Source organism: Amycolatopsis vancoresmycina, from assembly GCF_000716785.1.
GTDB lineage: Bacteria > Actinomycetota > Actinomycetes > Mycobacteriales > Pseudonocardiaceae > Amycolatopsis > Amycolatopsis vancoresmycina.
The window spans coordinates 387,329-409,140 of sequence record NZ_JNYY01000004.1; the positions used below are offsets into that span (position 1 = coordinate 387,329).

Annotated in this window: 18 protein-coding genes; 5 read left to right on the plus strand and 13 right to left on the minus strand. The window is 71.9% G+C overall.

Features of this window, described 5'->3' with window-relative positions:
- Positions 1 to 124: 124 nt before the first annotated feature.
- From OO60_RS11605 to OO60_RS11620, 4 genes are all read right to left on the minus strand, one after another.
- Positions 125 to 1,897, minus strand: coding sequence for an LpqB family beta-propeller domain-containing protein (locus OO60_RS11605; protein ID WP_420835560.1), 1,773 nt, complete (start codon positions 1,895 to 1,897; stop codon positions 125 to 127).
- Positions 1,894 to 3,615 carry an MtrAB system histidine kinase MtrB gene (gene mtrB, locus OO60_RS11610; RefSeq protein ID WP_003085617.1) on the minus strand — a complete coding sequence of 574 codons (1,722 nt, stop codon included), beginning with the start codon at positions 3,613 to 3,615 and terminating at the stop codon, positions 1,894 to 1,896. Before mtrB ends, OO60_RS11605 begins: the two co-directional genes overlap by 4 nt.
- 7 nt (positions 3,616 to 3,622) lie before the next feature.
- Positions 3,623 to 4,300 (minus strand): MtrAB system response regulator MtrA, encoded by a 678-nt coding sequence (mtrA, locus tag OO60_RS11615; protein WP_003085616.1) that lies wholly within the window; start codon positions 4,298 to 4,300, stop codon positions 3,623 to 3,625.
- A gap of 178 nt (positions 4,301 to 4,478) precedes the next feature.
- The gene (locus tag OO60_RS11620; RefSeq protein ID WP_003085612.1) at positions 4,479 to 4,793 is read right to left on the minus strand and encodes a bifunctional 3-phenylpropionate/cinnamic acid dioxygenase ferredoxin subunit; all 315 of its coding nucleotides are present in this window, start codon (positions 4,791 to 4,793) and stop codon (positions 4,479 to 4,481) included.
- Positions 4,794 to 4,958: 165 nt separating this feature from the next.
- Between OO60_RS11620 and OO60_RS11625 the strand changes: the two genes are divergently transcribed.
- On the plus strand, positions 4,959 to 5,744 hold the full coding sequence (locus OO60_RS11625) for an IclR family transcriptional regulator (protein ID WP_003085609.1): 786 nt from the start codon (positions 4,959 to 4,961) through the stop codon (positions 5,742 to 5,744).
- A gap of 179 nt (positions 5,745 to 5,923) precedes the next feature.
- The gene (solA, locus tag OO60_RS11630; RefSeq protein WP_003085606.1) at positions 5,924 to 7,054 is read left to right on the plus strand and encodes an N-methyl-L-tryptophan oxidase; all 1,131 of its coding nucleotides are present in this window, start codon (positions 5,924 to 5,926) and stop codon (positions 7,052 to 7,054) included.
- On the opposite strand, the gene OO60_RS11635 is transcribed toward solA, so the two are convergent.
- The 3 genes from OO60_RS11635 to OO60_RS11645 form a co-directional block, all read right to left on the minus strand.
- Positions 7,043 to 7,675, minus strand: a complete 633-nt coding sequence (locus OO60_RS11635) for a dTMP kinase (RefSeq protein ID WP_003085602.1) — start codon at positions 7,673 to 7,675, stop codon at positions 7,043 to 7,045. The genes solA and OO60_RS11635 overlap by 12 nt on opposite strands.
- An 83-nt stretch (positions 7,676 to 7,758) precedes the next feature.
- Entirely contained in the window at positions 7,759 to 8,508 is a 750-nt protein-coding gene (locus tag OO60_RS11640; protein WP_033261304.1) for a hypothetical protein, read from the minus strand.
- On the minus strand, positions 8,505 to 9,080 hold the full coding sequence (locus tag OO60_RS11645) for a papain-like cysteine protease family protein (protein ID WP_003085568.1): 576 nt from the start codon (positions 9,078 to 9,080) through the stop codon (positions 8,505 to 8,507). The genes OO60_RS11640 and OO60_RS11645 overlap by 4 nt, the downstream gene beginning before the upstream one ends.
- A gap of 247 nt (positions 9,081 to 9,327) precedes the next feature.
- On the opposite strand from OO60_RS11645, the gene OO60_RS11650 reads away from it, so the two are divergent.
- Complete coding sequence (locus OO60_RS11650) at positions 9,328 to 10,326, plus strand: hypothetical protein (protein WP_003085563.1); 999 nt, start codon at positions 9,328 to 9,330, stop codon at positions 10,324 to 10,326.
- A 28-nt stretch (positions 10,327 to 10,354) separates the two neighbouring features.
- On the opposite strand, the gene OO60_RS11655 is transcribed toward OO60_RS11650, so the two are convergent.
- The 3 genes from OO60_RS11655 to ahcY form a co-directional block, all read right to left on the minus strand.
- Complete coding sequence (locus OO60_RS11655) at positions 10,355 to 10,801, minus strand: type II toxin-antitoxin system VapC family toxin (protein WP_240490700.1); 447 nt, start codon at positions 10,799 to 10,801, stop codon at positions 10,355 to 10,357.
- The gene (locus OO60_RS11660; RefSeq protein WP_033261305.1) at positions 10,798 to 11,085 is read right to left on the minus strand and encodes a FitA-like ribbon-helix-helix domain-containing protein; all 288 of its coding nucleotides are present in this window, start codon (positions 11,083 to 11,085) and stop codon (positions 10,798 to 10,800) included. The genes OO60_RS11655 and OO60_RS11660 overlap by 4 nt, the downstream gene beginning before the upstream one ends.
- Before the next feature lie 102 nt (positions 11,086 to 11,187).
- Positions 11,188 to 12,660, minus strand: a complete 1,473-nt coding sequence (gene ahcY, locus OO60_RS11665) for an adenosylhomocysteinase (protein WP_003085556.1) — start codon at positions 12,658 to 12,660, stop codon at positions 11,188 to 11,190.
- A gap of 92 nt (positions 12,661 to 12,752) precedes the next feature.
- Here ahcY and OO60_RS11670 point away from each other — a divergent pair, with 92 nt between their 5' ends.
- Positions 12,753 to 15,008 (plus strand): hypothetical protein, encoded by a 2,256-nt coding sequence (locus OO60_RS11670; RefSeq protein WP_033261306.1) that lies wholly within the window; start codon positions 12,753 to 12,755, stop codon positions 15,006 to 15,008.
- Between the two features lie 51 nt (positions 15,009 to 15,059).
- Here the strand turns inward: OO60_RS11670 and OO60_RS11675 are convergent, their stop codons facing one another.
- From OO60_RS11675 to OO60_RS11685, 3 genes are all read right to left on the minus strand, one after another.
- The gene (locus tag OO60_RS11675) at positions 15,060 to 15,749 is read right to left on the minus strand and encodes an LPXTG cell wall anchor domain-containing protein (protein WP_004562366.1); all 690 of its coding nucleotides are present in this window, start codon (positions 15,747 to 15,749) and stop codon (positions 15,060 to 15,062) included.
- Positions 15,750 to 16,019: 270 nt separating this feature from the next.
- Positions 16,020 to 17,546: an amino acid permease gene (locus OO60_RS11680; RefSeq protein WP_033261307.1), complete on the minus strand. Its 1,527-nt coding sequence runs from the start codon at positions 17,544 to 17,546 to the stop codon at positions 16,020 to 16,022.
- A gap of 99 nt (positions 17,547 to 17,645) precedes the next feature.
- Positions 17,646 to 18,563, minus strand: a complete 918-nt coding sequence (locus OO60_RS11685; RefSeq protein ID WP_004562365.1) for a cation diffusion facilitator family transporter — start codon at positions 18,561 to 18,563, stop codon at positions 17,646 to 17,648.
- Between the two features lie 133 nt (positions 18,564 to 18,696).
- Between OO60_RS11685 and OO60_RS11690 the strand changes: the two genes are divergently transcribed.
- The gene (locus OO60_RS11690) at positions 18,697 to 21,630 is read left to right on the plus strand and encodes an AfsR/SARP family transcriptional regulator (RefSeq protein ID WP_033261308.1); all 2,934 of its coding nucleotides are present in this window, start codon (positions 18,697 to 18,699) and stop codon (positions 21,628 to 21,630) included.
- The last annotated feature ends 182 nt before the right edge of the window (positions 21,631 to 21,812 follow it).

Genomic DNA, 21,812 nt, shown 5'->3' on the forward strand with positions numbered 1-21,812 from the left:
GCGCTCCGCACGCAGCGCAGCGGGCCGGGATCAGCAGATCGATCAGTTTCCTCAGCACACGGACAGTGTCACGACCGGCACCGACAGTTTCGGCGCTCCAGCCGTCACCCACACGAGCGAAAGATCAGCCCGGATAAAACGGATCCGCGTCCTTCATCGTGTGGCTCTGCGGGCGCCACACCTCCCCCAGCACCGATGCCGTCCACAGGCCGTTCGCGTCCGCCACCACGATCGGACGGCTGGGCGCCGCCGTCACGCCGTGGACCGTCGGGGTCAGGTTGCTGCTGTTGAACGCGTCCATCCGCTGGCCGTCCACCGTCACGCGGACCACCGGCTGGGACGGGGACTTCGTCACCGCCACCAGGCCGTCCTGGGCGACCCAGTCCACGTCCACCACGTCCTCGAGCTCGTGCTGCTGGAGGTGGCGGGGCTCGCGCAGGGACACCGAATCGCCGTTGACGACCACCGAAGCCACCCACAGCTCGCCCTTGATCACCGCCGCCACGCGGGCGCCGTCGCGGGAGAAGCGCAGCTCTGTCACGCCGCCCTGCTGGGTCAGGTCCGTGGCGTTGACCTGCAGGGCCGTCCAGTGGCCGTTCGGGTCGAGGACCATCCGGCACACCGTGAGCTCGTCGACCACCGTCCACACCTCGCCGGTGGCCGGGCGCCAGGTCGGGCGAGTCAGGGAGCTTCCGCCGAGGGTGGTCAGCGCCAGGTCGTGGCCCAGGTCGCCGATCCGCAGCCGCACTCCGCCGTCCGCGCGCTCCACCACCGCCAGGCGCTTGCCGTCGATCGACTGGGCCGCGCTGACCACGTCGTAGCCGCCGTTGCCCGCCGGGCCCGGCACCGGGGCGCCGTCGCCGAGGGACCGGACCCGGCCGCCCACCGTCATCAGGCCCAGCAGCTCCTGGCCGATCGACAGCGACGCGCCGTACGCGGGCAGCTCGTTCAGCCGCCAGTCCGGGTGGTTCGGCACCAGCGGGGCGCCGTCGGCGAGGATGCGGATCCGCGCCGACGTGACGTACTGCAGCGACAGCACGATCTGCGCGGCGATCAGGTTCCGGATGTCGTCCGGCACCCCGGTGAGGCCGGTCAGCGGCACCACCAGCGTCCCGTCGTCGAGGCTCTTGACGTTCGTGTCGATCTCGATCGGCTCGCCGAGCAGGTTCTTCACCGCGCCGGCCAGGCTCGTCGACGGCCCGCTGACCAGCAGGTCCATCACCCGGCCCGGCAGCCCGGACTGCGGTTTCGCGACCACGTACCGCCGATCGGGGACGAACGTGTTCGAAGACTCCGAATAGAAGCTCACCGGCACCGGCGTGTAGTTCTCGCTGAAGTCGGACTCGGTCGCGTACAGGTCCGGGGGCGGGTCGACGATCCGCCACTGGCCGTTCGCCTGCTTGCGCACCTTCACCTGGAGCATCGCCGGGCTGTGGTCCGGCACGAACGCACTGTTCTGGTCCAGCGAGCCGATGTCGACCCCGCGCACGTTGACGACCTGGGTGTTCGGGTCGGGCGGCGGGTTCGTGTCGTAGACCGTGCCGAAGGTGTCCTGGATGATCGTCAGGCTGCGGCTCGGCCGCCAGCCCGCACGGCCCTGCTCGTCCAGGTAGGCGCGGGCGGCGGCGTTGTTCTGCCCCGGCTTGAGCGTCGCCCCGACGAACGCGCGGACCAGCGACAGCGGGTCGATGCCGGGCGGCGGCTCCGGCACGACGTCACCGGAGCTCTGCCCCTGACGCTCGCCGGGGACCACCTGCGGCTGCGATTCCAGCGGCACGTTCGCACAGCCGGCAAGCAGCACGAAACACAGCACCGAGAGAAGAACCCGTGTCAACCGGGGCTTCGCCCCGAGCCGGGGGCTCCGCCACCCGGACCCCCGAAAAGCGTGTTGCGTCACTGACCGATTCCCTCACGTTCCGCAAAGATCGCCTCCGGCGCCGGCGTGACGTCGATGATCCCGAGCGGCACTTCGGCCGCGAAGCGGTCCGGCGGCGGCAGGGTCAGCGGCGGGTCGCCGGCGGGCACGTCCTGGCTGCGCGGCAGCAGGAGCCGGAAGCAGGCGCCGTGGCCGGGCTCGCCCCACGCGTCGAGTTCGCCGCCGTGCAGGCGCGCGTCCTCCTGGCTGATCGCCAGGCCGAGGCCGGTGCCGCCGGTGCGCCGGTTGCGCGACGGGTCGGCGCGCCAGAACCGGTTGAACACCAGGTCCGCCTCGCCCGGCCGCAGGCCGACGCCGTGGTCGCGGACCGTGATCGCGACGGCGGTTTCGTTCGCCCCGACCGTCAGCACCACCGGCTTGCCTTCGCTGTGGTCGACGGCGTTGGCCAGCAGGTTGCGCAGGATCCGCTCGACGCGCCGGGCGTCGACCTCGGCGATCACCTCGTCCTCGGGCAGCACCAGCTCGACCGAGCTGCCCGCGTTGCCGGCGATCACCCGCACCTGCTCGACCGCGCGGGTGGCGATCGGGCGGACGTCGATGTACTCCGCGGCCAGCTCCTCGACACCCGCGTCGAGCCTGCTGATCTCCAGCAGGTCGCCGAGCAGCGCTTCGAACCGGTCGAGCTCGTCGACCAGCAGCTCGGTCGAGCGCGCGAGCCCGGCCGGGAACTGCTCGCGGGACGCGTGCAGCACGTCCGCGGCCATCCGGACGGTGGTCAGCGGGGTGCGCAGCTCGTGGGAGACGTCGGAGGTGAACCGGCGCTGCAGGCCGCCGAACTCCTCGAGCTGGCGGATCTGGCGCTGGATGCTGGCGGCCATCTCGTTGTAGGACACCGCGAGCTTCGCCAGGTCGTCCTCGCCGAGCACGGCGAGCCGCTGGTCGAGGTCGCCGCCGGCGAACTGCTCGGCCGCCGCCGCGGCCTGGCGGACCGGCCGCACCACCTGCCGCGTCACCAGGTTCGTGATGCCGGCCAGCAGGAGCAGCAGCACGAGGCCGCCGACCAGCAGCGTGTTCTGCACGGTCGAAACCGTGTTCTGCTCGGTCGTCAGCGGGAACAGCAGGTACAGCTGCAGCGGGCTGGCCACGGTGTTCAGCGGCGTGCCGACGATCAGATACGTCGTGCGGCTGCCGCCGTCGTCGGTGACGGTGTGCTCGAGCCAGCTCGTCTGGTCGGCTTCGACGAACTGGCGCAGCCGCGGCGGCACGTTCTCGAACGGGCCCGCCGACGCCGGGTCGCCGGACTGGTTGCGGCCGCCGCTGGCGAGCACCGGGACGAACGTGCCCGCCGCCGAGCCGGCCGCGTCCTGGCTGGTCGGGGTGATCGCGATCTTCTTCAGCGCGTTTTCGAGCCGGTTCGTCAGCGCCTCGTCGTTCTCGGAACCGAGGCCGACCAGCTCACCGGCCGCGGTGTCCGCGGCCGCGCGGGTCTGCGCGATCGCCGCGTCGCGCTTGGTGTCGAGCAGCCGTTCGGTGATCTGGTTCTGCAGCACCATGCCCAGCACGAAGACCACGGCCGACGACAGCGCCAGCGTCGACACCGTCACGCGGAACTGCAGCGAGTGCTTCCACAGCTCGTTGAACGCGACCGCACGGCGGCGCGCGAAAACGACGACACGCCGGACCAGGCGTGCCGTCGAGCGCGCGAACGCGGGGAGCCGTCTGCCGGTCTCCGTGCTCATCGACTCATCACGGCGGGCCGGCCTTGTACCCGACACCGCGAACGGTCAACACCACCTCGGGGTGCTCCGGGTCCTTCTCGACCTTCGACCGCAGGCGCTGGACGTGCACGTTCACCAGCCGGGTGTCGGCCGCGTGGCGGTAGCCCCAGACCTGCTCCAGCAGCACCTCGCGGGTGAACACCTGGCGCGGCTTGCGGGCCAGCGCCACCAGCAGGTCGAACTCCAGCGGGGTCAGCGGGATCGCCTTGCCCTCGCGGGTGACCTCGTGGCCCGGCACGTCGATCGCCAGGTCGCCGATGGTGAGCGACTCCGCGGGCTCGGCCTCGGTGCGGCGCATGCGGGCCCGGACCCGCGCGACCAGCTCCTTCGGCTTGAACGGCTTGACCACGTAGTCGTCCGCGCCGGACTCCAGGCCGAGGACGATGTCCACGGTGTCGCTCTTGGCGGTGAGCATGACGATCGGCACCCCGGACTCGCCGCGGATCGCCTTGCAGACGTCGATCCCGTTCATCCCGGGCAGCATCAGGTCGAGCAGGACGAGGTCCGGCTTCAGCTCACGCAGCGCGGGCAGCGCGCGTGAGCCGTCGGCGACCACCGCCGTGTCGAACCCCTCCCCACGGAGCACGATGGTGAGCATCTCCGCGAGTGCGGGGTCGTCGTCGACCACGAGAACACGTGCCTTCATGTCCACATATTCGCACTAGTTCCGGCGCCCGCACGCACGACCCGCGTGTTTGACCACCAGAAAGATCAAGATCGCGGCCCGGTCCTGCTCCATCCGGGTGCCGGTGGACGGTCCGCGGAGGCCGCGCCGGCGGGCTCGGAGTCCCCCGGCGCGGCCTCCGCGGACCTGCGAGGAAAGTTCAGGGAACGGCGGGGACGGGCGCGTCGACGTACACGACGCCGCCGTCCACGACCACGCGGTACGTCCGCAGCGGCTGCTTCGCCGGCAGGCAGGTGGGCACGCCGGTGCGCAGGTCGAACTGCGAGGCGTGCAGCGGGCATTCGACGAAGCAGCCTTCGAGCCAGCCGTCGGCGAGCGAGGCGTCCTGGTGCGTGCAGGTGTCGTCGACGGCGAAGAAGCCGGCTTCGGTGTGGAACACCGCGATCGGGGCGGGGCCGTCGAGGCGGAGAGCCTCTCCTGCGGGCAGGTCGGCGACGGCGCAGGCTCGGATCATCGGGGCCTCCGGAGAACGACTGACAGGATGCCGGGACGGTACGTAAAAGTTGCGCATTGCGAGACGCTGTGCTCCTTGCGCAACAATCCAGGTCAGGGGGCCTCGCCGTCAAGAGATTCGCCCACTCAGCCGATAGGAACCCACCGAAACGGATACTGTTGCGCCATGCGGAACCAGGACTCGGGCAACGCAACTCAGAGCCAGGTGCAGTCGGTCGACCGGGCCATCAGCGTGCTGGAGCTGCTCGCGCGCAACGGCGAAACCGGCATCACCGAGATCGCGGGCGAGCTCGGCGTCCACAAGTCGACGGCGTCGCGGCTGCTGAGCGTCCTGGAGACGAGAGGCCTGGTCGAGCAGCTCGGCGAACGCGGGAAGTACGCCATCGGGTTCGGCGTCGTCCGGCTGGCCGGCGCCGCGACCGGCCGCATGGACCTGGCGAAACTGGGCCGGGCCAGCTGCCTGGCGCTGGCCGAGGAACTGGGCGAGACGGTGAACATCGCCATCGCCGACGACGGCGTGGCCATCAACATCAGCCAGGCCCGCGGCTCGGCCGCGATCACCACCCAGAACTGGACGGGCCAGCGCACGCCGCTGCACGCGACCTCCAGCGGCAAGGTCCTGCTGGCCCACATGGGCGAGACCGAGCGCAAGCGCGTGCTTAAGCGCAAGCTGGAGCAGTACACCCCGCGCACGACGGTCGAGCCGGACGAGCTGCTGACCGAGCTGGACCGGGTCCTCGAAGACGGCTACGCGGCCTGCTACGAGGAACTCGAGCTGGGCATGCACGCCGTCGCGGTGCCGATCCACGGGCCGGGCGGGGAGGTCGTCGCGGCGATGAGCGCGTCCGGCCCGTCGTACCGGCTTTCGAAGCAGCGCGTGAAGCAGATCGTGAAGCCGATGACCGAGGCGGCGGACGAGCTTTCCGCGCAGCTGGGGTACTTCCGGGACTAGCGGGCACCGTTCGGGCGCTTGACACCGCGTCGCGCATCACGCACGTTGTTGCTGAAGGCGCAACTTCGACGCCCGGAGGAAGTCATGGCAGCACCAGCACTGCCAGTACTGTCCACAACAGACACAACCCCGGCCGCCGTGCCACAACTGTCCACTGTGGATGGATACGGGAGGGCGGCGTGACGCACTACGACGTGATCGTCGTCGGGCTCGGCGGAATGGGCAGCGCCGCGGCGTACCGGCTGGCGCAGCGTGGGCAGCGGGTGCTCGGCATCGACCAGTTCGCGCCGGTGCACAACCGCGGGTCGAGCCACGGCGGTTCGCGGATCACCCGCCAGGCGTACCTGGAAGGCCCCGAGTACGTGCCGCTGCTGCTGCGGGCGCACGAACTGTGGGAGGGCCTCGAGCGCGACAGCGGACGACGGCTGTTCACCCGCTGCGGCGGGCTCATGGTCGGCACGGCGGACTCGCGCACGATCACCGGCAGCGCGGCGTCGGCCCGCGCCTTCGGCATCCCGCACGAACTCCTCGACGCGGCCGGGATCCGCCGCCGGTTCCCGACCATGACGCCTTCGCCGGACGAAGTCGCGCTGTACGAGCCGGGCGCCGGGCTCGTGTCCCCCGAGGGCACCGTGGCCGCACACCTGCAGCTCGCCGCGCGGTGCGGCGCCGAACTGCACCACGAAGAGAAGGTGTTCACCTGGAGCACGATGGCCGGCGGGGTGCGCGTCGGGACGTCGCACAGCTACTACACGGCCGACCGCCTGGTGCTGTGCCCCGGCGCGTGGGCCGCCGAGCTGCTGCTCGGGTTCGGCGTCGCCTTCACGGTCCGGCGGCAGGTGCAGTACTGGTTCGCGCCGTCGGGCGGGATCGCGCCGTTCCGGGACCACCCCGTCTACATCTGGGAAGCCGACGGCTACACGTTCTACGGCTTCCCGGCGCACAACGCGCCCGCGGACGGCGTGAAGGTCGCGTTCCACGGCGGCGGCCGGACGTGCACCCCCGACGGCATCGACCGGACCGTGTCGGGCGACGAGGTCCACGAGATCGAGGCCGTGCTGAAACGGCACCTGCCGACGCTGCCCGGCGCGTTCCTCCGGGCCGCGACCTGCATGTACACCGACACGGCCGACGAAAGCTTCGTGCTCGCCCCGCACCCGGCCGAAGAGCGCGTGGTGCTCGCGTGCGGGTTCTCCGGCCACGGCTTCAAGTTCGCCCCCGTGATCGGCGAAATCCTCGCCGATCTGGTGGTCGACGGGGCGACGGCGCACCCGATCGCGCAGTTCGACCCCGCCCGGCTACTGGCCTAGCAGCGACGTCGCCAGCGCCTCGAGGTCGACGCCCGCGACGCCGTCCAGCACGTGCCACGGCGCCAGCCAGCCGGCCGCGGCGAGCCCGTCGTAGACGGCCGCGCACCGCCGCTGCAGCCCGTCGTCGGTCTCGAAGGCGTCGCGCTCGCGGCCGGTTTCGGTCGCCGCACGGCGTTCGGCGCGCTCGGCCGCGACCGCCGGGGCGACGCGCAGGAGCAGGTGTGCGTCCGGACGGGGCAGGCCGAAGCGGTCGACTTCCAGGTCCCACACCCACTTCACGACTTCGCCGGTGGCGTCCTGCCGCAGCCGCGCGGCCGCGTACGCGGCGTTGGAGGCGACGTACCGGTCGAGCAGGACGACGTCGTGCGCGTCCCGCAGTGCGCGGATCTCGTCCGCGGCGCCGCTGCGGTCCAGCGCGTAGAGCAGGGCCATGCCGTACACGGAGTCGGCGAGGTCGCCGTGCCCGCGGTGCAGCGCCTCGCGGACGAGGTCGGCGTGCACGCTCTTGCCGTAGCGCGGGAACGCGAGCGACGCGACACTCGCGCCCTTCGCGCCGAGCGCCGCCGTCAGCCCGTCGGCCAGCGTGCGCTTGCCCGCGCCGTCGAGCCCTTCGATGACCACCAGTCGACCCACGGGGGAAACCCTAGCGGTGGTGGACCGGCGGGCTCGGTGGAAGGGGATCGACGCCGAGCCCGCCGGTTCGTCTAGGCGGGGTTCCGCCGCAGGTGGAGCACGTAACCGGCGCCGCTGACCGCGAGCACGCCGACGAGGATCAGCAGCGGCACCCAGCCGGTGTCGTGGCCGGCGGGCGCCGGGCCGCCGTCGCCGCGGGGCATCACCTGGGAGGTGGCGTCGAAGCCGCCGGCCTCGCCGTTGCGGGCGTAGGCCGAGCCGGGGAGCTTGTCGGCGTAGCGGGCTGCGACGGTCCGCTGGTAGTCGGCGACCGCTTTGCCGTCGGCCAGCGACGTGACACGGCGGCCGTCGACCGCGTACCAGGCGTCGATCTGCGGTTCGTGCAGCAGCTGGGCGCCCGCGGGCAGCTTGCGGGCGTACCCGCCTTCGACGTCACCCGAGGCGATGTTGCCGATCTGCCAGGCGCCGTCGGAGCCGCGGACCGACCAGAGCGTCGCGGTCCGGCCGTCGGAGGCACGCACGGGGATCGCGAAGTAGGCGAAGTCGCCCGGGGCCGCGTCGGGCTTGCCCGCGACGAAGTCCGGCGAAAGCTCGTATACGGGGAAGGTGTCCGGCGTGACCTCGACCGTCACCGGCCCCTTCGCGTCCGGCGCCGCGGCGAAGAACCGCACGAGCGTGTCCTGGAGACCCGCGGCCGCGGTGTGCGCGGCCACAGCGTCGGCGCTGCTGATGCCGGCGGCCTGGGCCGCGCCTGACACCGGAGCCGTCATCAGCAGCGCCGCGCCGGTCAGCACGGCGAGCACGAGCGCCCGCCTGCTCATCGGGCGATCCCGGTGAGCGTGTGCGTCCAGGTGAACGACGAATTGTGCGCGTAGTAGCCGTAGGTCGACCAGTTGTAGCGCTTGGCCGGGCCGGGGTCGCCCCAGAACACCCAGTCGCCGCGGGTGTCGTAGCCGTAGAGGACGTGGGCGTGGCCGCCGCCCGAGCGGTAGCCGACGCGGGTTTCGACCGGCCGGTTCGCCGCGGTCTGCGTCCGGACGTCGGCGTAGGGGATCCGCCGGTCGAGGTAGCGGCCCGGCGAGCTGAACCCGAGCTTCGCGAACGCGCGCTGCGGGTCGGCGAGGGTGCCCGGGAGGTTCGCGCAGTCCGCGCCGGTTTCGCTGTGAGCGAGCTGACAGAACTGCGTCTGGCTGACGGCGAGGCCGTGGTAGGCGGCGATGGTGGCGCCCGAACTCGCCCAGCACCACTGGTTCTTCTGCTGGAGCTGCAGCACGATCTGGTTCCGGTAGGTCGACGGCACTCCGGGCGCGGCTCCGGCGGTGACCGGTGCGACCAGGCACAACAGCAGGCTCAAAGCCAGTACGGCGTGAACCTGGCTCGACTTCACCAGCACGGACGGCCTCCTGCTCGAACGTGGGCGAACCAGCGGTGGTCACAACGGTGAACAACGCCGTCACAAGGAGCAAGAACGCCATCCGGCGGAACGGACCGTTCCGGGGCACAGCCGGAACGCGGAACAGTCACCTCAAGGAGGCCAACCACCCTGAACGGGGGTCGGCACGCCCACCCTACGCTGCTAACGTGAACGTTCCGCGGTGTTCACGCCCAGCGCACACACTGGTCGGGTGAAGGGACGAGCGGTGGCACAAGACGGGAACCTCCCACTGATCATCGATGGCGCCCGCACGACCCGGGCATCGGTCGCCGAACTGCCCAAAGAGCTGACCGAGGCACTCCGCACGGGTGAGTTCCACCACGCGTTGCGGCTCGCGATCGCCTACCGCGGGCTGTCACTGGCGCGGCTGCGGGCGCACCTCGCGCTGCGTGGCGTCCAAATCGGACAGTCGACGCTGAGTTACTGGCAACGCGGCCTCCGCCAGCCCGAGGTGCCGAAGGCGCTGCCGGCGGTCCGGGCCCTGGAATCGGTCCTCCAGCTGCCGGCCGATGCCCTCGTGGTGCTGATCGGCCCGCGCCTGGTCCGCCGCGGCCACCAGCCGGCGGCGTCGTTCCACGACCTGCGTTCCGGCGACATGGGCTCGATCGTCGAGGACCTGCTGGCCGAGCTGGGCGCGTACCCGTCGTCGAACCACTACAACGCGGACCTCGAACTGCTGTCGGTCCACGACACGATCACGTTCGACGCCGAACACCGCCAGGTCAGCCTGCGCACGCGGCTGGTGACGCGGGCGCGCCGGCACGGCCCGGACCGGTACCTGACGGTGTACAACGGCGACCCGGGCTGCCGCATCGACGACGTCGAGCTGATCACGGACGAGGGCTGCCGCGTGGGCCGGATGCGCCGCAACCCGGACGCGGACACGATGGCGACGGAGCTGCTGTTCGACCGCAAGCTCGCCGAGGGCGACATCCACGTGTTCTGCTTCGAGGTCCGCGACGACTCGGGGTCGGCGTCGCCGGGGTACTACCGGATGCTGCGCGACCGCTGCGCGAGTTACCTGGTCCAGCTGCGTTTCGACCGCAACGCGCTGCCGGCCCGGTGCACCCGTCAGGTGCGGGCACGAGACGACGCGCTGCCGGTGGTGGCGGAGGAACTGGCGTGCGACATGGGCGGGGTGAGCAGCGCGTTCTTCAGCGACGCCGGGCCCGGGCTGGCCGGGGTCGCCGTGGAGTGGAACTGACGCCCGCGGTGTTCGGCGCCGGACTCGGTCAGAGCACCTCGAATCCGTTGGCCTTGGCCGCGTCGGCCTGCCGTTCGTCACGCGTGACGAAGGTGACCGGGTCGCCTGCGGTCAGCTCCGCCGTGGAGTGCATCGCGACCGCGATGTGGATCGCGTCGAGTGTGCGCACCGGGTAGTTCTCGGCGACCAGCCGGCTCGCGGCGGGAATCACCCGTTCCGGATCGAACGGGATGAGCAGCAGGTCACCGTCCGGGGAGGCGAAGTGATCGAAGTGCGCCAGCAGCGCCGCGGGATCGGGGATGCGGCCGGTCCGCTTGGCGGCCGTCATCGCGCCGACGAACTCGATGCGGGTGAAGTCGCTGCTCATGATCGGGTCACCGCCTTCGAGGAGCAGCTCGCGGAACTTGTCGTGTTCCGGCTCGTCCCGCAGGTAAGCCGTGACCAACGCGCTGGTGTCGACATACAGCACGGTCACCACTCCCCTCGGGTCCAGTCGAGTGCTTCGCTGACAGCAGTGCCCCACCCTCGGGACAATTCTTCGATTTCGTCGAGCGTCGGCACCTGAGCCGGGGGCTCCACGTGCACGATCTTGCCTTCGGCGATCAAGCGCCGCTTCCAGTCCGCCCGGGTTTCGGTCTTCGCCACTACGCCCCTCAACGCTTCCGTGACCAGGTCGTTCATGCTGCGCCCCTCGGCTTCGGCTCGGGCCTTCAGCCGGGCGTGCAGCTCGTCGTCGATCCTCGTGATCAACTGCTTCACGACACCATGATAACACATCACCCATTCGTGCTATCACTGTTCACGGCGCAGGACAAAGGGCCGCCCCGAACACTTTCGGGGCGGCCCTGACCAGCGAAAACCTCAGTACCGGTAGTGCTCCGGCTTGAACGGGCCCTCGACGTCCACGTCGATGTACTCGGCCTGCGCCTTAGTCAGCTTCGTCAGCTCACCACCGAGCGCGTCGAGGTGGATCTTCGCCACCTTCTCGTCCAGCTTCTTGGGCAGCCGGAACACCTCGTTGTCGTACTCCTCGTGCTTGGTGAACAGCTCGACCTGCGCGATCACCTGGTTGGAGAAGCTGTTCGACATCACGAACGACGGGTGCCCGGTCGCGTTGCCCAGGTTCAGCAGGCGGCCCTCCGACAGCACGATGATCGTGTTGCCGTTCGGGAACACCCACTCGTCGACCTGCGGCTTGATGTTCACGCGGCGGATGCCCGGGTAACGGGCGAGGCCCGCCATGTCGAGCTCGTTGTCGAAGTGGCCGATGTTGCCCAGGATCGCCTGGTGCTTCATCTTCGCCATGTGCTCGACCAGCACGACGTCCTTGTTGCCGGTCGTCGTGATGACGATGTCGGCCTCGGGGAGCGCGTTCTCCAGCGTGCTGACCTGGTAGCCGTCCATCGCCGCCTGCAGCGCGCAGATCGGGTCGATCTCCGTGACGATCACGCGCGCGCCCTGGCCGCGCAGGGACTCCGCGGCGCCCTTGCCGACGTCGCCGTAGCCGCAGACCACCGCGACCTTGCCGCCGATCAGGACGTCGGTGCCGCGGTTGATGCCGTCGATCAGGGAGTGGCGGATGCCGTAGCGGTTGTCGAACTTCGACTTCGTCACCGCGTCGTTGACGTTGATCGCCGGGAACAGCAGCTCGCCCGCCGCCGCCAGCTGGTACAGGCGCAGGACGCCGGTCGTCGTCTCCTCGGTGACGCCGTGGATGCCCTCGCCGATCTTCGTCCACTTGCCGGTGTCCGCCGCCACCGACGCGCGCAGCAGCTCGAGGAACACGCGGAACTCGTCCGAGGTGTTCTCGTCCGGGGTCGGCACGACACCCGTCTTCTCGAACTCGGTGCCCTTGTGCACCAGCATCGTGGCGTCACCGCCGTCGTCGAGGATCATGTTCGGGCCCTCGCCGTCCCAGGTGAGCATCCGCTCGGTGCACCACCAGTACTCCTCGAGCGACTCGCCCTTCCACGCGAACACCGGGACGCCCTTGGGCTCCTGGGTCGTGCCGTGCGGGCCGACGACGACCGCGGCGGCCGCGTGGTCCTGCGTCGAGAAGATGTTGCAGGAGGCCCAGCGCACCTCCGCGCCCAGCGCCACCAGCGTCTCGATCAGCACCGCGGTCTGCACCGTCATGTGCAGCGAACCGGACACGCGCGCCCCGCGCAGCGGGTAGACCTCCGCGTATTCGCGCCGCAGCGCCATCAGTCCCGGCATCTCGTGTTCGGCGAGGCGGATCTCCTTGCGGCCGAACTCGGCGGCCTCGAGGTCGGCGACGGCGAACTCGATGCCGTTGCGGGTCTCGTGCCGCTTGGCAACGCTTTCGGGGGTCATAGTGGCGATTCCTCCAAGACTCGATGACACACGAACACTACCGTTGTCCGCTCGACTGTCCCTAGAAGTGTTAGGAGGCCCTTACCGTGGCCATGCCCGGCCCCGACACCCGCGTCGTGGAAATCCGCGTCGCCGGCCTCGTGGGCACCAGCGGGGAGACACTCCTCGACGCCGTTTCGACCGTCGACGTCGCCGGCGACGGGCTGGGCCGGGTGGTCCGCCCGGCGGACCGGCTGCGCCGCCCGGCGCCCGGGCCGGTGCTGCCGGCGCTCGGCCGGTCGATCCCGCGAACGCTCGAAGGCTACCTGTGGCACGGCATGACCTCCGGCGGCGCCACGAAGGCCACCTGGGCGCTGCTGTTCCCGTTCTCACTGGCCAACGTCGCCTTCTGGATGCTGCCACCGGTCCCGGACCGCCGGCTCGCGCGCGTTCTCGGTGCCGTGTGCCGCGGCCTGCTGCGCGTCGGCGCCCTGCTGCTGACGATGCTGCTGATGGGCCAGCTCGCGGCGATCGCGCTCGACCTGTTCGCCGCGCAGTGCCTCGCGCCCGGCTCCGGCTGCCTGCCCGCGATCCCCGACGCGGTCCGCTCGGTGCCCGCGAGGATCGCCGTCGGCGTGCTGCCGCTGCTCGCCGTGATCTTCGTCCTGCACCGGATTTCGAGCGCGACCTGGGCGGTGCACGCCGACGGCGACCTCACCGGCGGGCCGCTGCGGATGCGCGCCGACCCGGAGACGCCGGCCCTGCGCTGCCTGCACACCGTGGCGGCGCTGGCGTCGGTCGCGTTGCTGCTGCTCGGCGGACCGTTCCGGGTGCCCGGCGACACCGTCGACGTCGTCGCCTGGATCGTCACGCTGGCCGTGGTGCTCGCCACCGTCGTCGCCGCCGCGATCGGCGTCGACACCGGCCGGTTCGCCCGCCCCGGGGTGCTCGCGTTCGCGACCCTGCTCGTCGTCGTGGCCGCGGTGCGGCTGCGGCTGGGCACCGGCCCGCTGCCGGGCACCAACGGCGTCGTCGAAGGCCTCGGTGCGGCCCTGGTCGCGGTCACGGTGCTGTTCGCGCTGTTCCTCGCCCCGGCCGCGCTGCTGGCCCGGCCCGGCTGGCGGCACAAGCCGCAGCGGCTGCGGCCGTGGATGGGCGGCTGGGCGGCCGCGCCGGTGCTCGCGCTGGCCGGCCTGCTCGGCGGCGGCTTCGGCGCCGGCCTCGCCGAGGCGCTCCGGCGCCTTTCCGGCGCCGGGCTGCTGCAGGTGCCGACGACGTACCTGCTGGTCACGGTCCTGTGGGGGGCCGGGCTGGCGCTGGCCGCGGTGCTCGGCGTGCTCGGTTTCGCGGTCGCCGTCCCGCTGCGGCGGCTGCGGCGCGGCATCCCGGAGATCGTCGAGCTGATGGAGCACGACCGGCAGCAGGAAGCCCAGGCTGCGGCGGCGTGGGCGCGGTCGGCGTGGGAACGGCGGCACCTGCACCACCTGGCGCTCGCGGTGGCGTCGGCGATGTCCGCGGGCGGCGCGGCGCTGCTGGTGCTGCGGTTCGGGTTCGGGCTGGTCCCCGGCTGGTTCGGCCCGCTGTCCGCGATCGGCGTGGTCGCGCTCGGCGCGCTGGCCGCGGGCCTGCTGCGGGTCGTCTACACGGCCGCGCGGACCCCGCAGCGCAGCCGCCACCTCGGCGCGCTGGCCGACCTCGTGTGCTTCTGGCCGCGGGCGGCGCACCCGACGGTGCCGCCCTGCTACGCGCTCAAGGTCGTCCCCGAACTGGCCGCGCGGGCGCGCGAGCACCTCGCCGAACCCGGGACACGCGTGGTGCTCTCCGGCTACAACCTCGGCAGCCTGCTCACGCTCATGGCCGCCGCCCGGCTGGCCGCCGAGCTGCCGCCGGCGGACCTCGAGCGCGTCGGCGTGCTCACCGCCGGCTCCCCGCTGCAGTGGGGCTACCAACGCGCGTTCCCGGCGTTGCTGCCGCAGGAAGCGCTGGAGCGGCTCTTCGCCGACCTCGACGGCCGGTGGCGGGCACTGTGCCGCGGCACCGACATCTTCGGCGGCGGCGTGACGACGTGGCGGCACTCGGTCGCCGACCGGCGGCTGCACGGCGTCGGGTTCCTCCCGGACGGCGGCTTCGGCCCGGTGTCGGCGACGGCCGACGGCACCGGCGTCCTGATCCTCGGCGGCGACCACTGGCTGCCGGACCCGCTGCGCGGCCCGACCGGGCGGCACCGCTGGGCGCCCGGGGTGCTCAAGCACCAGGACTACGTCGTCGACGCCGAATGGGACCACGCCGTCGCGATGGCCGCCGGCCTCGGCAAGCCGTCCTGGGGCGAGCAGGGCTCGCTCTTCGGGGACTTTCCCCCGAAACGGTGAAGGCCCCTCGCGCGCGGAGCGAGGGGCCTTCGACCGGGAACTAGCTCAGCTTCACTCGGAAGCCTTACGGCGGAACTTCAGCAGCGCGAGCAGGCCGCCACCGGCGACGAGCAGCAGCCCGCCGACCCAGATCAGCCACGCGTTGTCGAAGCCGGTGTTGGCCAGGCCGCCACCGGTGCCCGACTCGTTGCCCGCCGGGACGGCGGCCGGAGCGGTGGTGGAGCTGGTCGGCGCGACCGAGGTGTCCGAGGTCGCCGGGGCGCTCGGCTTGGTGGTCTCGGCCGGCTTCGTCGGCTTGGTCGGCGGAGCCGTGACGGTCTCGGTCGGCTTCGTGGTCTTCTTGCCGCACAGGAACCACTTGTCGATGTTGGTTTCCTGGCGGTGGCTGGTCAGCGTCGACTTGAGGCCGCTCCAGGGCGCGTCCTTCGACAGCCCTTTCTTGCCCGGGATGTACTCGTTGAAGCCGTCGTCGCCGCCGATGACGACGATGCGGTTCACGGTGACGCCATCGTGGACCTTCGTGATGGTCAGCGTCTTCTGGCCCACGCCACCGGTGAAGTCGACGTCGTCCTGCGTGACCTTGTCCTGGCCGTCCGCGCACTTCGAGTGGCTGCGGTCCGGAATCGGGTTCGAGCGGTCGTCGGGGCTCCAGCAGGCCAGCGCGGAGCCGGCGGTGCCGATGAGGGCGGCCGTGGTGAGCGCCATGACCGCGACGGCGCCGCGGAAGGTACGTCTGCGCATGAGTTCTCCAGTACCGATCGGGGGAGGAACGGCGAAATCGGGGGATCGCAATGCCACTGAACGTGGGAATCACGCGGCTGTAATTCACCCGTCAGTGGCACACGGAGGCTCGAAAGGTATCGCACGTCACTCGGCCCCTTACCAGGGGTCCCCCTTTGCGCACGAATCGCAAGATCCTCTTGATCAAGCCGTAACCTCGCGTTACGCAACCAAACGGAAAAAGCCCCGCCGACCTGGGGATCCAGTTCGGCGGGGCTTTTCGGCCGCAAGTCAGGCTCGGGGCGCCTCGACGGGTTCGTCGAGCCCGCCGGCCTGCCGCTTGCCCAGCAGCGAATGCCGCCGGCTGTAGGCGAAGTAGAACACCACGCCCAGCACCATCCAGGCGAGGAACCGCAGCCAGGTCAGCACGGTCAGGTTCAGCATCAGCCACAGGCAGGCGAGGATGGCCAGGATCGGGATCAGCGGCACCAGCGGGACCTTGAACGCGCGGGGCAGGTCCGGCCGCGTCCGGCGCAACACCAGCACCCCGGCCGAGACGAGCACGAACGCGAAGAGCGTGCCGACGTTGACCATCTCTTCGAGCTTGTCCGCCGGGAAGAAGCCGGCCGCCAGCGCGACCAGGCCGCCGACGATGAGCGTCGCGCGCTTCGGCGTGCCGTGCTCGCCGGTCTTCGCCAGGCCGCGCGGCATCAGGCCGTCCCGCGACATGGCGAAGATGATCCGGACCTGGCCCAGCATCAGCACCATGACGACGGTGGTCAGGCCGGCCAGCGCGCCGAAGGAGATGATGTTGGCCGCCCAGTCGACGCCGTTCGCGGAGAACGCCGTGGCGAGGGTCTTGTGGCTGCCGTCGCCCGCCTTGGTCGCGAGGTCCTTGTAGGACGTCATGCCGACGACCACCAGCGACACCGCGACGTACAGCACGGTCACGATGGCCAGCGAGCCCATGATGCCGCGCGGGACGGCCTTCTGCGGGTTCTTCGTCTCCTCCGCGGTGGTCGCGACGATGTCGAACCCGATGAACGCGAAGAACACCAGCGAGGCGCCGGCCAGCAGGCCGAAGACGCCGAACGAGCTGCTCGCGCCGCCCGCGATCAGGGAGAACAGCGACTGGTCGACCCCGGTCTGGCCGGCCCCGCCGGTCTCGCCCGGCGGGATGTACGGCGTGTAGTTGGCGCCCTTGATGTAGAACAGCCCGAGGATGATCACGAACAGCACCACGGCGACCTTGATCCCGGTGATCACCATGGACACCCGCGACGACAGCTTTGTGCCGACGGCCAGCAGCGTCGTCAGGATCGCCACGACGAGCAGCGCGCCCCAGTCGACGGTCACGCTCCCGATGTCGAACGTCGTCGTGGTGCCCTTGCCGAACAGGTAGCCGAGCACCGTCTCGAGGTAGACCGACCAGCCCTTGGACACCGCGGCGGCGCCGACGGCGAGCTCGAGGATCAGGTCCCAGCCGATGATCCACGCCATGAACTCGCCGAAGGTGGCGTAGGAGAACGTGTACGCGCTGCCCGCGACCGGCACGGTCGAGGCGAATTCCGCGTAGCACAGCGCCGCCAGCGCGCAGGCGATCGCGGCGAACACGAAGGCCAGCGAGACCGACGGGCCGGCGTAGTCGCCCGCCGTGCGCGCGGTCAGCGTGAAGATGCCGGCGCCGATGACGACGGCGACGCCGAAGACCGTGAGGTCCCACGCGCTCAGGTTCCGCCGGAGCTTGGTGTCCGGCTCGTCGGTGTCCTTAATGGACTGTTCGATCGATTTAGTGCGCCACAATCCCGTTCCGGGCACCGTTGACCTCCTGCGGCTGGCCTGCATGTATCGCAGTAGGTCACCCTAACGGGTCAAGCCGGTGACGGCCGTCCGAAGACCCCCGGAGTGGATCTCCGGCTACCGCGTGAGGCTGCGGTCGAGGTCCGGTTCGAGGTAGATCAGCTTCGCGACCGGCACCTTGGCCCGCACGCGCGCCTCGGCGTCGTCGATGGCCGTGGCCACCTCGGCGGTGTCGAGGCCCGGCACCATGGCCAGCTTCGCCGCGACGAGCAGCTCGTCCGGGCCCAGGTACTGGGTGCGGATGTGGATGACCCGCTCGACCTTGCCCGCGGCGAGCTCGTCGACGATCGTCGCGAGCACGCCCTCGGTGGCGCCTTCGCCGATGAGCAGGCTCTTCATCTCGACGATGAGGATGATCGCGATGACGCCGAGCAGCAGGCCGATCGCGAGGGTGCCGATGCCGTCCCAGACCGGGTCGCCCGTGACGACCGACAGCCCGACGCCGAGCAGCGCGAAGACCAGGCCGAGCAGCGCGCCGGCGTCCTCGAGGAGGACCACCGGCAGCTCGGGCTCCTTGGCCTGGCGGATGAACCCCCACCAGGTCGCGCCGCCCTTGATCTTCTTCGACTCGCCGACCGCGGTGTAGAAGCTGTAGCCCTCCAGGCCGACCGCGACCAGGAGGATGATCACGGCGACGATCGGCGAGTCGAGCGGCTCGGGGTGGCCGATCTTGTGGATGCCTTCGTAGATCGCGAACGCCGAGCCGAGGGTGAACAGCATCAGCGCGACGATGAAGGAGTAGAAGTACCGGTCGCGGCCGTAGCCGAACGGGTGCTCCTTGTCGGCTTCCCGCTTCGACGTCTTCTGGCCGAGCAGGAGCAGGCCCTGGTTCGTCGTGTCGGCCAGCGAGTGCACGGACTCGGCGAGCATCGACGACGACCCGGTGACGAGGAAGCCGACGAACTTCGCGGCCGCGATTCCGGCGTTCGCGCCGAGCGCCGCGATGATCGCCTTGGTTCCGCCTCCAGCTGACACGAGCGCTCCCCTGCCGACGTTCCCGATTTGCCGGTTTGGAGCCTAGAGGACCCCGTCCGGTTCCCGCCCCGCACCGCCCGGTTTTGTCGGACCCCTTCGCTACGGTGGCCGTTCCGGCACAGGGAGGGTGGCCATGGCTCACTTCGGCGTGCTCGGGCCGCTCGCCGTCGAAGGGCCGCCCGGGCACTGGGTCGCGTTGCGCGGCGAGCGGCAGCGCACGCTGCTGGCCGTGCTGCTGCTCAACGCCGGCCGCCCGGTCCCGGCCGACGTGCTGGTCGAGGCGCTGTGGCCGGCCGGGCCGCCCAAGTCGGCCACCTCCAACCTGCACACCTACCTCTCGCGGCTGCGCGAGCGGATCGACGGTCTCCGCGTCGAGCACGGGCCGCTCGGCTACCGGCTGCAGGTCGAGCCGGCGGAGCTGGACCTGCTCGGCTTCCGCGCCGCGGTCGCCGACGGCCGGGCGGCGGCGGATCCGGTCGCCGCCGCGGGGCACTACCGGCGGGCGCTCGCGCTGTGGCGGGGGCCCGTGCTGGCCGGGCTGCACGTGCCGAAGCTCGACGCCGACGTCGCCCGGCTGGAGTCCGAGCGGCTCGCCGTGTTCGAGGACTGCGTCGACGCCGAGCTGGCCGCCGGGCGGCACGCGGAGCTGACCGGCGAGCTGCAGGCCGTGGTCACCGAGCACCCGCTGCGCGAACGGCCGGCCGCGCAGCTGATGACCGCGCTGCACCGGGCCGGGCGGCAGGGCGACGCGCTGGAGGTCTACCGGCGGCTGCGGACCACGCTGGTCGAGGAGCTCGGCGTCGAACCGGGCGCGCAGGCCCGCCGGGTGCACGCGGCCGTCCTGCGCGGCGAGGACCCGGTGCCGCGGCTGCCGCCCGCGGTGTGGCCGGTGTGCCAGCTCCCGCCGGACATCGGCGACTTCACCGGGCGCGAAGCCGAACTGGCGGAGCTGACCACGGTGCTCGGCGCCGGTGGCGGCGTCCCGGTCGCGGTGCTCAGCGGCGAACCGGGCGCGGGCAAGAGCACCCTCGCCGTCCGCGCCGCGCACCGGCTGCGTGCGCAGTTCCCCGACGGCCAGCTGTACGTGCCGCTGGCGGGCCGTGACATCGGGGAGGTGCTGGCCGACCTGCTGCGCGCGCTGGGCGTCCCGGGGCCGGCCGTGCCGGACGACGTCCGGGCCCGCGCGGCGGTGTTCCGCGGCCGGCTTTCCGACCGGCGGGTGCTGGTGGTGCTCGACGACGCCGTCGACCCCGGGCACGTCCGCACGCTGCTGCCGGGCACGCCGGGCTGCGCGGTGCTCGTCACGAGCCGCCGGCGGCTGAGCGGGCTCGCGGGCGCGCACCGGCTGGCGCTCGGGCCGCTGTCCGGCGCCGACGCCGCCGAGCTGCTGGACCGGCTCGCCGGCGCGCGGGTGGCCCGGGAGCGCGCCGACGCCGAGCGGATCGTCACGGCGTGCGCGCGGCTGCCGCTGGCCCTGCGGATCGCGGGCAGCAGGCTGGCCATCCGCCCGCACCTGCGGCTCGGCGAGCTGGCCGACCGGCTGGAGGACGAGGTCCGGCGGCTCGACGAGCTGACGGTCAGCGACCTGGCCGTCCGCAGCAGCATCGCGCTGAGCTACGAGGGCCTGCGCCCGCCCGCGCGGCGGGCGTTCCGGCTGATCGGCCGGTGCCGGCTCGCCGACCTGCCGGCGTGGGCGGTCACCACCCTGGTCGACGACCCGGACGCCGACGAGGCGGTGGAAGAGCTCGTCGAGGCGAGCCTGCTGGAGGCCCGCGGACCGGACCCGACCGGCGAAGGCCGCTACCGGATGCACGATTTGGTCCGGCTGTATGCCGCGGAGCTGGCCGAGCCGTCGTCCGGCGAGGGTGTCCGGACGGTGCTGGCGGCGACACTCGCCCTCGCCGACGCGGCGGCGGCCCGCCTGCCGCGCACGGTGCCGATGCCGCCGCCGGAGGCCGAGCCACCCGCGCAGCCGTTGCCGGATGCGCTCGTGGAGCGGCTGCTGGCACGTCCGGACGACTGGTTCGCCGCCGAGCGCGCGAACCTGGTGCTGCTTCTCGGCACGCTGGGCGGGCGGGACGCGCTGCTGCTGCTCGACCGGCTCGGGGTGTACCTGTACCTGCACGGGCAATACGCCGACATGCGGGCGGCGTACGAGACGGTCCGGGTCGCGGATCCCCCGCTGGCGACGGTCGCCGAGGCCACGCTGACGCTGCTGCGGCACGCGCGCGGGGAGTACGAGGAGGCGGCGGTCCGCTACCGCGCGTGCGCGAAGGAGCTCGAGGCGTGCGGCGACCGCCGCACGCACGCGTGGGTGTCGGCGAACCTGGCGCACTGCCTGATCGGCCTCGGCCGCGCGGAGGAGGCCCTGCAGACGGCCGCCCACGCCCGCGAACTGTTCACAGTGGACGGATCAACGGCGGAGCTCGGCTGGGTGCGCGCGGCGGAGTCGGCAGCGTTGCTGCGACTCGGCCGCATTCCCGAGGCCCGCGAAGTCGACCGGACGGCCCTGGCAGCGGCCCGCTCGACCGGCGACGCCCGGGTGATCGGCGAGGCCCTGCACGGATTCGCGTGGTCATCCCTGCTGACGGGCAACGACCACGAAGCGGCGGCGGCGATCACGGAGTCGGTGACGCTGTTGCGCGGCACGAAGGTCCGGTCGGCACTGGCGAAGTCCTTGCGCACGCTGGGCGCGATCTCGGCGTCAAGGGGGTTCCGAGCGGAGGCGACGGCGGCGTTCGAGGAGGCCCGCGCGCTGGCCCGGGAGCTGGACGAGCGCCCACGCGAGCTGTCGTGCACCCGGGCATTGGCGGCGAGCTGGATCGGCGAGGGCCGAGCGGCCCAGGCGATCCCGGTGCTGCGGGCATGCCTGGACGAGTACGGCGAGATGGGCGGCCGCCCGGCGGCGGGCTTGACGTGGCTGGTGTTGCACCGGGCGTACGTGGCGGTGGGAGACGAGGAAGCGGCCGACCAGGCCGCGGCCGAGGCGGCCGGGCTGGCCGATCCACGGGACGCGAGCGCGGCTGCCCTGCGCCGGGCATTGCTGGCGCTGACCGAACCGGCCTGACGGCGGGGGTGAGGCCGGTCGCCCTGGGGTGGCCGGTGCGGGCGAGATGGTGACGCTCGGCCTGGCCGGACAGGTGCCTCGGCGGGGCCGAGCTGGTGTCGCTCGCCCAGCCCGAGCTGGGGGCGCCTTGGCGAGACAAGGTGATGCCGCCCTCTCCGGGGCCGGCTTGGCGGGTGTCCGCC